Consider the following 12,338-nt stretch of genomic DNA (forward strand, 5'->3'; position numbering starts at 1 on the left):
CTGTGATTAGGGAAAAGTGCGTTCTTGGGGTTTCCCCAGGTAACGGTGCGTTATTGGGCGCAGCCCAGTCTATGAAATAATCATAGTCATCCATTAATCATTTTAATCATAGTTCAGGCGGTATATTCTTTATCAGGAATCACCTAAAACAGCATCGGGGATCGCTGTTATTTTTCGCTGCTTAATCGGTTGGGCGGGATTCCCGGCGTAAACTGTCATCGGATCGAGCGATCGACCCGCCACGCTGCCCAAACATAGCACGGCACCGTCACCGATTGTTACTCCCGGCCCGATTGCCGCTAAAGCGGCAATCCAGCAGCCTGCGCCGATGTGAATGGGCAGATCTTTGAGATCGAAGGTGGGGCTGCTCCAATCGTGGTTGCCAGTACACAGATATACACCTTGCGATAGGCAGGTATGACTAGAAATCGTCACTAGTGCCACATTATCGATCCAGCAATTTTCACCCAGCCAGACAAAATCGCCGACAACCAGCCGCCACGGAAATTTGATTTTCACTCCTGGTTTGATGCGTACGCCTTCGCCGATTTGCGCGCCAAACCATCGCAGCACGGCACATTTAAAGCCAGAGCCGACGATCCAGTAACTATTTACGACTGGCGATCCTAGATAATACCAAGCAACTTGCTGCCACAGTGGGGCACCTGGAGAATATTCGCCCACCGTATATCGATCTAATCGCATTGTCGTAATTTCCTCACCCTGACTTTGTTAGCAACAGATCGATTATCACATCTTCAGCCGCTCGATATCGGCGATACTGTTGCTGAGATTAGTTAACAAGCCAGAGATAAAAAATAATCGGGCGATCGAGTCTGCCGCTCTGTTTTCGATAAGATTCGATTCAGATCTAGTTAAGAGCGTTTTTTGGGGAATACTATAGTAAGATATCAAAATTAACGAAGCATATCGATTTTTCGACAGCTTAAACCCCTTTTTTCCCTCTGAGCCAGGTGTTCAAACCAAATTTTCAGCTTGAATGCACAAAAGTAGCCAAAAGGTTGTCATAAATTTTAGTTATCTATTTAAATAATAGGGGTACTATATTTATAAATCTTCTGTAATCCTTACAGTTTGGGTCGATCGAGCAGTAATGTATCATCTGATTCATTAATTTTGCCGATCTTCAATCTGCCGTGCAACAAGACCGATAAAAAATAATGGCTGCATTTATTAAGCATTCCTCCCCACAAGCTAGCGATATGCCTTTCTCTACCAAAATCGATATTATTCAAACTCCTCGTCCGATTCCGTGGAAAGATTATCCTCTTGTTGAAGAACGTCAAGATAGTGAGCTTCTGAAAACTTATACCCCGATCGATCTCAAAATTATCAATCAGTTTTTTCCGCCAGATTATGCGGCAACAGGTCAACTGATCGAAGAGCTAGCCCATCATCTGAGACCTTTTGGACGGGTAGAGGTATTTACCAGTCAACCCTCCTATGCTTTCGATCGAGATGATTCGCCCCGGACGGAAAATTATGAGTCTTTACGCATTCGTCGTTCTCAGGCTGCCCGGTTTTGGCCGCAACGGATTCGGGGTAAGGCGGTTGCTGGTGTCATCTTCTTTATCCGCACTGCTTTGCATCTGCTCCGCCACTCTAATGAGCAGGGAATTGTGGTACTGACTACCGCACCGCCATTTTTACCGCTACTAGGCTATTTACTCAGCCGGATCTGCAATATTCGGTATGTTTGTTTGCTATATGACTTGTATCCAGATATCGCGATCGAGTTAGATGTGATTAAAAAGCATCATTGGTTGGTCAAAGTTTGGAATCGGTTGAACTCTCTGACTTGGCAACACGCTGAGGCAATTATTGTCTTGAGCGAGAATATGAAAGAGCGGATTGTTGCCAAACAACCAGATGTTGCGGAGAAAATTGCCATTATTCCCAGTTGGGTCGATCCCGAACAGATCGTGCCCAGACCTAAGCATGAGAATTGGTTCGCACGCGAACACGGACTAGTCGAACCATTTACAGTTTTGTATTCGGGCAATATGGGTCGGTGTCACGATATGGACACCCTATTGGGTGCGGTGAAGCTATTGCGAGATACGCCGATCCGGTTTGTGTTTATCGGTAGTGGTGAAAAGCGCAAGCAATTTCAGCAGTCGGTGGCAGATCTGGGTTTGAAAAATTGCTTGTTTTTGCCTTATCAATCTCGTGAAAACTTGCCTTATTCACTAACGGCTTGCGATGTATCGATCGTCAGTGTCAGTGAGGGGATGGAAGGTTTAGTCGCTCCGAGTAAGCTCTATTCGGCGTTAGCATCGGGTCGTCCGATCGTCAGTATTTGTCCAGCCAAGTCTTACCTAAATGGGGTCTTTGCTGAAGCTAACTGCGGTACAACCGTACGGAATGGGGCAAGTCAAGAGTTAGCTGCATATTTACAGCGGTTGAGTCAAAATCCTCGCATGGCAAGCGAATTAGGTCGCTCTGGTCGCGAATTTTGTCGCAAAAATTATACTTCTGAAAAAATCGCCAGAGATTATCTCGCATTATTTCAGTCGATCGAATCGGTGGATCGTCAACATCGATCGGCACATGGATAAGTAACCGATACAAAAGTAGGGGCAATTCATGAATTGCCCCTACTTTTTGTTTGCCTGTTTGAATAAACTCGCACCACTACCCTTTTACATAGCCTATATAGTTGCTATAAATTTTACTTACAACTTCGTCATTCCAACCCTCACAAAATTAGTGAGAATTTGCAGACCCGTTGTCGAAGACTTTTCGGGGTGGAACTGTACTGCCATAATATTATCTTGAGCGATCGCGGCGGTAACGGTTTGGGTGCCGTGGGTGACAGCGGCGGCGGTAGTTGATGGCAAACTCGGATCGACATAGTAGGAATGGTCGAAGTAAACCCACGCAGCGGTATCTATTTGCCTCCACAGCGGACAAGTTGACTGGGTAAGCTGGATTTGATTCCAACCCATTTGGGGGATGGTTAAATGGGGTTCTGGCTTAAATTTACGCACGATACCGGGAATTATGCCTAAGCCAGCTTCTGTGCCTTCATCGGATCGATCGAACAAAATTTGCAACCCCAGACAAATACCTAAAAATGGTTTGCCGCTGGCGATAATATCTTTGAGTGGTTGCTCTAAATCGCGATCGCGAATTTTTTTGACTGCGGGATCGAACGAGCCAACTCCTGGCAAGACGATCGCATCAGCACTGGCTAATTCTGATGGTAGATGGGTAATTAACGGTTGGGCACCTGCATGTTGCAATCCTTTGCATACTGAGTGCAAGTTTCCCATATCGTAGTCTACAACGGCAATTTTGAGCATGGGTGGCAAGAGTGTCAATTTTCAGGCTTGTCTGTTTAAGCCACTGTCGGCGCGGGGGTTCGATCGGTATTAAGTAAAGGGGGACGGACGCACAGATAATATAATGCGCCGAATAAGGGAATTAATGAGATTATTTTTACCAATTGAGGGTTGCTAAAATTGCGACGCTTAATATCGTCGGTAATTAGGACGGGTAAGAGTAATGACAACAGGCAAAAATCCAAACTCATGACGTGAATAAATCGGTTGGTTTGCCACTGTTGGATAAAATCGATCTGATTTCCTTGCCCGATCCCGTAAGTGAGTAGGATAATTGTGGCGATCGTCAAAGCAATCCCTAACCATCGCGAATCTACTAGTTTAATGATACCACGACGAGCGATCTCGCCCGCTGGCTGTCGTTGGCGAAGCCTCTTGGAACAAGAATCGCGTTCCAGATTAGAATTAGGTACTCGCAAGGCGAGGTAAGGTAAAATTGCAAACGCGCCAACGCCGAAAGATGCCGCACAAAATAATCCAGCAGGAATCTTTTGAGTTTTACCATCAATTAACATCAGACAGGCGTAAATTGCGGGTAGAATACCCATCAGGTTAAACAAAGCCACGATCGCCGGATTTATGCCTTGCCATTTACCTGTAGAAAGATCGATAATTAGTTGCAGTGTATTCGCTCGATCGGGTGGTGCTAGTAGAAAAGCATATCCCACAAATCCCAGCCATAGCAATCCAAAAATAAGTTTATTCATTTAGGGGAGAGTGAATAGTGGATAGGGAATGAGTTATTTATTTTATAGCTAGATTAACGTCAGTTCGTGTTTAGGATGGACGATAGAGGATTCATAGCTTCGTTTACACACCGCCCTCAAATGAATTTGGGGCTAATAGCAAAAGTTCGTTTTAACGAACTGCATTATTTTACCCAGTCCATTTCAATGGACTTTTGCTATTAGCCCGTTGGCGAAGCCTATCCGAAGGATACACTTATAGTTCAGGGCGGTGCTTGAGCGGAGCAAATCAATTTTCCTTATCTCGTTGGCGTAGCCTCTGCGAAAGGAGAAACTCACGTTAGATTCAATACTTTTTACTAGTATTACTTCTTACTTGTTACTCTTTACTGATGGCGGCTGAGATATATTCAGCGGCTGATTCTACTAGTGCGATCGAATCTTCGTACAGCATCCGTTTGGGGCCTAATATGCCAACACTACCAACTGGGATTGAGTCTTGATGATAGTTAGTAGAAATTAAGGTACAAGCCTGCATTGGTTTTAGTGGATTTTCGGTACCGATCCTAATTTCTAGTTTAGATTGTCGCGACTCTAAAGAAGATGACGCACTAATATTGGTATTGAGATGTGGATTAAAGATTAGTTCCCAAACTTTGTCTTGTTCTGATTCTAACAAATGCAGCAATGTTTTGACTTGTTGTAATTGTGAAAACTCTGGTTGACCGAGGACTTCAGATATGCCCCAAATCATAATTTGGGATGCATGAATGGGTTTAGCTTGCTTAGACAAATCGATAAATAACTTGCTCACTAAATCTACATATTGTTGAAATTGTCGATCTAATTCGCTCCAATCTAATTTTAATACTTCGAGTAACGACCTACCGCGCAGCTTGCTATTTAAGAAGTTTGATAATACCTGTAGTTCTCGATCGAATAATTCTTCATCGACGGGTAAAGCTTGGGGTTTCCCAATGGAAATCGATTGAGTTTCATAAGAATCCCAAACTACAATGACCATAATTTTACTAGCTTCCGATCGCACGAATGTGCTTGACTGTCGAACGCCGCGATTGGGGTAAGGTAATCATTGTAATATAGCCGCTGAGAGTGGCGAGTACTTCTACCGCGCCGCGCAAAGTTGCTTCGACACTCCGTGCATCCCCATCGAGTTTATCGGCTAATAATCCGGCTACTTGACGACCGATGGTAGAAGATGGCTGAATCAACCTGTCTACATATACACGATAACCCGAATCGGAGGGAACTCTTCCAGCGGAAGTATGCGGCTGATACAAAAATCCGGCTTTTTCTAGAGTTGCAAACCCACTGCGAATTGTCGCTGGACTAATATTCAAATTGTAGCCATCTACTAGCGTTTTGGAGCCTACAGGTTCGGCAGTAGAAATATACTGGCGAATAGTTGCTCGCAAAATCTGTTGATGACGCTGGTTCAGATCGAATGACATAGCCTAATACCGCTGTGCGGAATTACGAATTATGGTAGCTCTATAGTAGACAATATGTGTATCAATACGGTTCGGTTAGCTTCGTTTGAGATCTAAATCCCCCAACCCCCTTAAAAAGCGGATGTGCGAACTGTTCGGGTTCCCCGACAGTGTAGCGCACCAAGCAGGGGGCTTTAAAGTCCCCCTTTTTAAGGGGGATTGAGGGGGATTCCAACCTAAGCCGGAGCAATTAGAGCGAGATCTGTTCTTAACCGAACCGTATTGAGATGTATGTTGCCGAGCGGAGTAATTATTAGTTACTGGCAAATCTTACCGCAAGAGCATTAAGAAATTTGAATGAATTGTAACCGATCGATCTTAGCTTGGGGATGCGATCCCCGTCAGGAATACTATCGTAACCGATCGCGGTCATTGCTACCAACGTTTGACTAATATCTGGGCAAGCTAGGATCGACATGATGGCTGTATGCATCGATGCCACCAATAATATTGCTAACTTGGGTAAAGCCGCGCTCGATGAGCCACTGACACATCTGAGCCGATCGCATTCCATGATGGCACAAAACGAAGGTTTCGGTATCTTTATCCAGGCGGTTATAAATTTCTGGCGACCATTCGGAGTACGATCTCAATGGTAGATTGATAAATTGCGGTAGCGATACTACTTCTAATTCTTCGGGTTCCCGCACATCCACAAACTGATACTGTTTGTCAGGATCGGTGAGTTTTATGGCAAGTTCGGTTACAGTAATTTCGGTAAAAGTCATCGATCTATTGCTGCTAAATTATTGTTGTCAACTGTCTAACACATCTGGTAGATTACGCTGTCGAATATATAACCATAACAAACCCAGTGTGCCGATCGTAATGTTAACTAAACTGACAATTTGCGAAATTCTGAGCGAACCTAGCATCAGACTATCGGTTCGCAAACCTTCGATCCCAAATCGTCCGATTCCATAAGCAATTAGGTACACTAAAAACAGCGAACCTGTTTTTAACCGATGATGGCGAGTATTATCGATAAATAACCACATTAAGATGCCAAATACTAGTAAATTCCACAAAGATTCATATAAGAAAGTCGGATGAAAATAATCGCGCTCGTTGGGAATATATAACTTCCAGGGCAAATCTGTGCGCGATCCATAAGCTTCAGAATTAAAGAAATTGCCCCACCGTCCGATCGCTTGCCCTAAAGCCAAAGAAGGTGCGACAATATCTGCTAATTGCCAAAATGAAATCTGTTTTACTTTAGCAAAAATAATCGCTGCGATCGCACCACCAATAATCGCACCGTAAATGGCAATGCCACCTTCCCAAATTTTGATGATTTGCTCTGGATGTCGAGAGTAAGTCTGCCATTCAAAGGCGACATAATATAGTCGCGCGGAGGGAATAGCACCTAATACCAACCAAATCGAGAGATCCGCGATCGATTCTGGATCGATTTGTCGGGATTTTGCCAAGCGCATCGATAAATTTACACCGATTAAAACTGCTGTCGCAATCAATAATCCATACCACTTTAATCTGACAAAGCCAATCTTTAGAATCTCTTCTCCTGGAGATACAAATGTCCACGCCAGGATCGCTCTAGTTGAGTCGAACGCGGTAAGATTGAAGTCTGAAAATTGCTGGATAGAAAATAAATTTTCAATCCCCACAGTCGGCAAATTTATAAATTCAGCTAACATACTCGATTAAGGGATAGGGAACATTAAATATCTGAATTTGTCAATCTTTCATTGAGATGACGATTTGTATTGCTGTCGATCGTGCGTCGCGGTGGTGGCTCGGTGCTAATTTCGATATATTCGGGGGCAAATTTGTCCCATGCGGATGGTGCATCGACTGGTGTGGGTGTAGATCGAGAGGCGATCGGTTTGACTTCGATCGGGTAAAATTGTCTGGGTAGGGGTGAATGTTGGGCGCGATCGGGTAAAGTTAGCATTGGCGAAGCTGCTGGCGGTTGAGGGATACCTACTCCAGGCATAAATTCTTCATCTTCAACCCATTCTTCCCACACATCGCCATCACGCTCGACAGACAGATCGAGATCGTCATCTGGGATTGCCAAAAATGGATGAGCTAGATTTGTCGGATCGCTCTGTGTGTCTGAAGGTATCGACATATTCTCGATTGCACTTGGGGGTAAAACTGTCAAAATTGCCCGAATTTGATGTAAGCAATCTCGAACGATCTGATGGGTATTATTAATGCGATCGAGATGTAATTGTTGCAGTTTAAGATAATTAAGATTATCTGTCAGCAGATTTTTACTGACTTCATTTTCGACAGTTCCTGTCAGCAGATCGATTTTGGTACGCAGATATTCGCCACCCTCGGACTGATTCTGCTCTAGATCTTCGGTAATGCGGGTAGTGATATCTAATTCAATTGCCGATTGCATTACTAAAGTCAAAGCTTCGTGAATTTTTCCGGCTTGCAGTTTTTGGTGAAATTCTTGGCTGGAAATCATAGTGTTTGTGTAACAGGATTTACCAGTAATTACTCAGATCGTAGCTCAGTTCTGCCAGCATCGATCGCAGTAATGGCAGGCTCAGACCGATAACATTGCTATGACACCCCTCTATCTTGTCAACGAAAGCACTGCCTTTACCTTCGAGGGCAAAACCGCCCGCACAGACTAAGGGTTCGCCTGTGGCGATATATGCCTGAATCTGAGCGTCGGTGACTCGCCCAAAGTAGACTTGAGTAATGCCACACCGGACGACGGTTCGCTGCTGGATTTGGTCGATTAATACATGCCCGGTGTACAGCGTACCTTGGTTGCCCCTCATTTGTTGCCAGCGCGTAAATGCAACAGCGGGGTTTGGCGGTTTGCCAAAAATTTCCTTACCGACAACAAATACCGAATCGCAACCCAATACTAGCGAATCGCTGACTCGATCTAAGACAACTTCGGCTTTATGCTGTGCTAATGTCTCCACCAACGCCACCGGATCTGTTAGCTGAATCTGAGATTCATCAAAATTACTCACGCAGACGAGCGGATTAATCCCGATGCTTTGGAGTAATCGTCGTCGAGCGGGTGAAGCAGAAGCCAAGACAAAGTTAGTAGTCATAGTTGGATGGCGGGGGGCTGGTGGCGATTTATGCCACGCTGAAGGAATTGATGACTTCACCGAAGACCTTTTTCATTTTCGCCCACCGTCGATCGGTAGTCGAGGCATTGAAGGTAAATAATTTACCGCGACTGACAACTACACTGGCGATGTTGTGGCGATGGCTGGTGGGAAGTTTGACATCGTATTCGAGAATATAATAGGTTTTACCCTTAACTTCATGACTTTCGGCACTAATCAATTCGGCTTCCCGTCCCGATCCTGGTGGTGCGATCGCATTTTTACCCAGTTTCTCACCAACATCGGAGGCTGTACCCAAATCGCTGAGTTTTTTGTCTTTATCGACTTGACTGATCACGACACTGACATTTTCACTCGATTCGATCAAGTCATGAAAAATAATATCTGCACCTTTGGTGGTTTTGACAGCTACCCAACCATTGGGATAGAGAAATTTATAACTATCGCCAGTATCGATATAACCTTGCAGTCCCGCAGCTTTGACAGGTGCGACATTAATTTGTAAGACGATCGCCAGTGCCAGCATTAATGACACGGTAGCTTGTTTCCACATAAAATTCTTAATTTAATCGCAGTGCTTATCGGTAACAATTATAGACTTACTTGCTGCTAACGCTGACGATTCCTACCCGATCGCGACTGGCTAATCTTGCTCGATATCTACCGATTCGCCTGCATATTCTGTCTGGGAGAAGGAATTAAGCGACAGTTGGCGCATTTTATCGATAGTCCCTTTAATCGTACCCGCGATCGGCACCGAGACAATGATGCCCAATAATCCGGCAATTTGTCCGCCAGCCAGCAGACAGATTAAAATTGCGATCGGGTTTAAACCGATAAATTCACCCATCAGCTTGGGAGCTAATAAGTTATCTTTAATTTGTTGGACGACAACCGCTGCAATTAATACCGAAATTCCCAGTCCGAAGTTTTTTAACATAATCAAGACCGTTACCAATCCGATTCCCAAACTCGCACCGATAAATGGGATTAATTCGGATGCACCGATAAAGATTGCAAAAGACAACCCAAATGGCACCCTTAGAAAAAAGAAAGTCGGTGTCAGTACCGATGCCATAAATGTGCCTAAAAGCAACTGACTGATAAAAAAGTTTTGGAAATTTAGCCGTAACGAATCACTCAGCGGTAACTTAATTCGATCGGGTAAAATCGAGACAATTCCCAGCCATAATTTATCGCCATACAGCAACATATAAATCGACAAGACAATTATCGACAGAGTATCGATCGCGCCAGAGAGCGTACCTACAGCCAATCCGACTACTTCCGCTCCGATAATTTGTAATTGAGTATCGATCTTGGCATTAATCTGACTCCGCAAGACATTAAAATCGAGTAATAACCCCTTCCCTTTACCCCATTCCTCCCACGCATTAATATTTTCATTACTCGCCCGAATCCACTCCGGTACCTGCTTGACTAATTCGGTAGTTTGTTCGAGCGCATTCGGAACCACCGTCACACCTAGGATAGTTAATAAGGCGAGCGTAATTAATAAAACTACCACGATCGCGGGTAATCTCCGAAAATGGATGCGTTCGAGAATTTTAACCGGATAATTGAGTAAAAATGCGATCAGTGCGGCAATTGTCAATACCGTAATCAGATGCTCGAAATATCTGAAAAACTGCGACAGCACCCACACATTGAGTCCAATAACTGGGAATCCTAACCCGATAATTGCTAAATTTTGAAGATTGGTTGGGAAACGGCGCATTAGGGATCGACGATAGCTCATTTATTAGTTTAAGCGACGATCGACATCTAAGACTAGATGGGAGTCTGGAGATGGGAGATGGGAGATGGGAGATGGGAGATGGGAGTAAGGAGTAAGGATGATTTTAGATTTTTTATTGAAAGTCTTCCAGTCTCCCCGTCTCCCAGTCCCCCCCGTCCTCTCGTCTCCCAACTCCCATCTCCCATCTCGATCGCAACTCAGACTAAGATAGGTGAGTATTTAATCCCGCTCGATATTTGTGACTGAATCGAAAAAAACTCCCAAATCGATCGCCAGTATTGCTGGAATTGTAGCTGCTGCCACCCTGATTAGTAAAGTCTTTGGATTAGTGCGCCAGGTGGCTCTCGCCGCCGCCTTTGGGAATGGCATCGTGGTTGAGGCATTTACCTATGCTTACGCAATTCCTGGCTTCTTACTAATCTTACTCGGTGGCATGAACGGGCCGTTTTATAGTGCGATCGTGAGTGTACTCGCTAAAGAAAAAGATAAATCGCAAACCGCACCAATTGTCGAAACAATTACGACGATCGTTGGTATTATTTTACTCGGCGTGAGTATCTTAATTTTCTGTTTTGCCAGCAATGCGATCGATCTGAGCGCGCCGAACTTAATTCATGCTGGCGATATTGCTAGAGGTACCCTAGTTCGCCAAAGTGCGATCGAACAGTTGCAAATCATGTCCGCAATGGCAGTGCTAGCGGGCTTTATCGGCATTGGTTTCGGTACCCTCAGTTCGGCTGATTTTTACTGGTTACCCTCCATCAGTCCGCTCCTATCTAGCGCAGCAACGATTATCGGGGTAGGGATCTTAGCGATCTATTTGGGGCCGAATATCGGGCTGCCAGAATACGCCCTTTTGGGCGGTAAAGTACTAGCAGGTACGGTATTAATCGGGGCAATTTTGCAATGGTTGATGCAAGTTGTCACCCAGTGGCGATTCGGATTGGGGACGATTAAACCTCGATTTGAGTGGCGGCGACAGGGAGTGCAAGATGTATTGAAAATTCTCGGCCCTGCTACATTTTCGTCTAGTACGCTGCAAATTAATCTATTTATCGATAATGCTTTTGCTTCGGGGATTGTCGGTGCAGCCTCGGCGATGCAATATTCAGGAATGTTAATTCAGACACCGTTGGGCATTATTTCTAATGTAATTTTAGCGTCCTTACTACCCGAATTTTCGCGGTTGACAGATCCCGGTAACTGGACTCAACTCAAGGATCGGATTCGTCAGGGACTAATCCTGACGGGGGTTGCGATGATGCCATTGAGTGCGATTATGATTGCCCTAGCCTTCCCGATCGTCCAGACAGTTTATCAGAATGGGGCGTTCAAAACCCAAGACTCGCTCTTAGTCGGCTCGATTTTAATTGCATCGAGTTTGGGGATGTCGATTTTTCTGGCGCGGGATATTTTGGTGCGGGTATTCTACGCGCTCGGCGATGGTAGTACGCCATTCAAAATTAGTATGGTGAATATCTTCTTCAATTTTTTGTTTGATTATTTATTCTGGAAGCCATTAGGCGCGGCGGGGATTACGTTATCAACGGTTTGTATCAATCTCATTTCGTTTTCAGTAATGTTGTTCTTACTAAATCGCCGCTTGAATGGGTTGCCGTGGCGCGGATTTTTGCCACTAGGCGGGATATTTTTAGCCAGTGTAGTTACAGGCGGCATCACTTGGGGTGTAAGTTACGGTTGGCAGCAATTCATTCCAGTTAGTAATAAGCTTACCCTGCTGATTCAATTAGCTTTAGCTGCGGGCATCGGTTTTGGGGTGTATATTGCGATCGTATCTCAATTTAAGTTACCAGAATTTGATAAGTTTGCCGGACAGATTAAACGCAAAATATTTAAGAAATAGATATAAATCGAGTAAACTGCCGATAATATCCCCGGCTGGTTTCCACAGGTAGGGGCAATTCATGAATTGCCCCTACCTGTGG

General features: G+C 44.7%; 12 protein-coding genes and 1 pseudogene. 2 read left to right on the forward strand and 11 right to left on the reverse strand.

Annotated elements, in window-relative coordinates:
* Window positions 1-132: 132 nt before the first annotated feature.
* Together Q0R35_RS19000 and Q0R35_RS19005 are read right to left on the reverse strand one after the other, a co-directional pair.
* Entirely contained in the window at window positions 133-705 is a 573-nt protein-coding gene (locus tag Q0R35_RS19000; protein WP_295622149.1) for a WcaF family extracellular polysaccharide biosynthesis acetyltransferase, read from the reverse strand.
* A 45-nt stretch (window positions 706-750) separates the two neighbouring features.
* Window positions 751-915, reverse strand: a complete 165-nt coding sequence (locus Q0R35_RS19005) for a hypothetical protein (RefSeq protein WP_295622151.1) — start codon at window positions 913-915, stop codon at window positions 751-753.
* 266 nt (window positions 916-1,181) lie between these two features.
* Here Q0R35_RS19005 and Q0R35_RS19010 point away from each other — a divergent pair, with 266 nt between their 5' ends.
* Complete coding sequence (locus Q0R35_RS19010) at window positions 1,182-2,579, forward strand: glycosyltransferase family 4 protein (RefSeq protein WP_295622152.1); 1,398 nt, start codon at window positions 1,182-1,184, stop codon at window positions 2,577-2,579.
* 117 nt (window positions 2,580-2,696) lie between these two features.
* On the opposite strand, the gene hisH is transcribed toward Q0R35_RS19010, so the two are convergent.
* The 9 genes and pseudogenes from hisH to Q0R35_RS19060 form a co-directional block, all read right to left on the reverse strand.
* On the reverse strand, window positions 2,697-3,326 hold the full coding sequence (gene hisH, locus Q0R35_RS19015) for an imidazole glycerol phosphate synthase subunit HisH (RefSeq protein WP_295622167.1): 630 nt from the start codon (window positions 3,324-3,326) through the stop codon (window positions 2,697-2,699).
* A gap of 35 nt (window positions 3,327-3,361) precedes the next feature.
* Window positions 3,362-4,072 (reverse strand): DUF2834 domain-containing protein, encoded by a 711-nt coding sequence (locus Q0R35_RS19020; protein WP_295622153.1) that lies wholly within the window; start codon window positions 4,070-4,072, stop codon window positions 3,362-3,364.
* A 358-nt stretch (window positions 4,073-4,430) separates the two neighbouring features.
* Window positions 4,431-5,523: pseudogene (gene hrcA / locus Q0R35_RS19630) on the reverse strand (heat-inducible transcriptional repressor HrcA).
* A 428-nt stretch (window positions 5,524-5,951) separates the two neighbouring features.
* Window positions 5,952-6,290: a rhodanese-like domain-containing protein gene (locus Q0R35_RS19035; RefSeq protein WP_295622156.1), complete on the reverse strand. Its 339-nt coding sequence runs from the start codon at window positions 6,288-6,290 to the stop codon at window positions 5,952-5,954.
* 27 nt (window positions 6,291-6,317) lie between these two features.
* Window positions 6,318-7,220, reverse strand: coding sequence for a prolipoprotein diacylglyceryl transferase (gene lgt / locus Q0R35_RS19040; RefSeq protein ID WP_295622158.1), 903 nt, complete (start codon window positions 7,218-7,220; stop codon window positions 6,318-6,320).
* 23 nt (window positions 7,221-7,243) lie between these two features.
* A complete protein-coding gene (locus Q0R35_RS19045; protein ID WP_295622159.1) occupies window positions 7,244-8,005 on the reverse strand; it encodes a hypothetical protein in 762 nt (253 codons plus the stop codon).
* Window positions 8,006-8,024: 19 nt separating this feature from the next.
* Window positions 8,025-8,612, reverse strand: coding sequence for a nucleoside triphosphate pyrophosphatase (locus Q0R35_RS19050; RefSeq protein ID WP_295622161.1), 588 nt, complete (start codon window positions 8,610-8,612; stop codon window positions 8,025-8,027).
* 28 nt (window positions 8,613-8,640) lie between these two features.
* Window positions 8,641-9,186, reverse strand: a complete 546-nt coding sequence (psbP, locus tag Q0R35_RS19055; RefSeq protein WP_295622163.1) for a photosystem II reaction center PsbP — start codon at window positions 9,184-9,186, stop codon at window positions 8,641-8,643.
* Window positions 9,187-9,276: 90 nt separating this feature from the next.
* Window positions 9,277-10,392 carry an AI-2E family transporter gene (locus Q0R35_RS19060; RefSeq protein WP_295622165.1) on the reverse strand — a complete coding sequence of 372 codons (1,116 nt, stop codon included), beginning with the start codon at window positions 10,390-10,392 and terminating at the stop codon, window positions 9,277-9,279.
* A 238-nt stretch (window positions 10,393-10,630) separates the two neighbouring features.
* Here Q0R35_RS19060 and murJ point away from each other — a divergent pair, with 238 nt between their 5' ends.
* Window positions 10,631-12,256, forward strand: coding sequence for a murein biosynthesis integral membrane protein MurJ (murJ, locus tag Q0R35_RS19065; RefSeq protein ID WP_295622166.1), 1,626 nt, complete (start codon window positions 10,631-10,633; stop codon window positions 12,254-12,256).
* Window positions 12,257-12,338 lie beyond the last annotated feature (82 nt).

Source organism: Chamaesiphon sp. GL140_3_metabinner_50 (assembly GCF_025361915.1).
Taxonomy (GTDB): Bacteria; Cyanobacteriota; Cyanobacteriia; order Cyanobacteriales; family Chamaesiphonaceae; genus Chamaesiphon.

Excerpts from the sequence above, each read along its gene's own strand:
- Q0R35_RS19000 (WP_295622149.1), bottom strand. The coding sequence starts at position 705 with ATGCGATTAGATCGATATACGGTGGGCGAATATTCTCCAGGTGCCCCA.
- Q0R35_RS19010 (WP_295622152.1), top strand. The coding sequence starts at position 1,182 with ATGGCTGCATTTATTAAGCATTCCTCCCCACAAGCTAGCGATATGCCT.
- hisH (WP_295622167.1), bottom strand. The coding sequence starts at position 3,326 with ATGCTCAAAATTGCCGTTGTAGACTACGATATGGGAAACTTGCACTCA.
- Q0R35_RS19020 (WP_295622153.1), bottom strand. The coding sequence starts at position 4,072 with ATGAATAAACTTATTTTTGGATTGCTATGGCTGGGATTTGTGGGATAT.
- Q0R35_RS19035 (WP_295622156.1), bottom strand. The coding sequence starts at position 6,290 with ATGACTTTTACCGAAATTACTGTAACCGAACTTGCCATAAAACTCACC.
- lgt (WP_295622158.1), bottom strand. The coding sequence starts at position 7,220 with ATGTTAGCTGAATTTATAAATTTGCCGACTGTGGGGATTGAAAATTTA.
- Q0R35_RS19045 (WP_295622159.1), bottom strand. The coding sequence starts at position 8,005 with ATGATTTCCAGCCAAGAATTTCACCAAAAACTGCAAGCCGGAAAAATT.
- Q0R35_RS19050 (WP_295622161.1), bottom strand. The coding sequence starts at position 8,612 with ATGACTACTAACTTTGTCTTGGCTTCTGCTTCACCCGCTCGACGACGA.
- psbP (WP_295622163.1), bottom strand. The coding sequence starts at position 9,186 with ATGTGGAAACAAGCTACCGTGTCATTAATGCTGGCACTGGCGATCGTC.
- Q0R35_RS19060 (WP_295622165.1), bottom strand. The coding sequence starts at position 10,392 with ATGAGCTATCGTCGATCCCTAATGCGCCGTTTCCCAACCAATCTTCAA.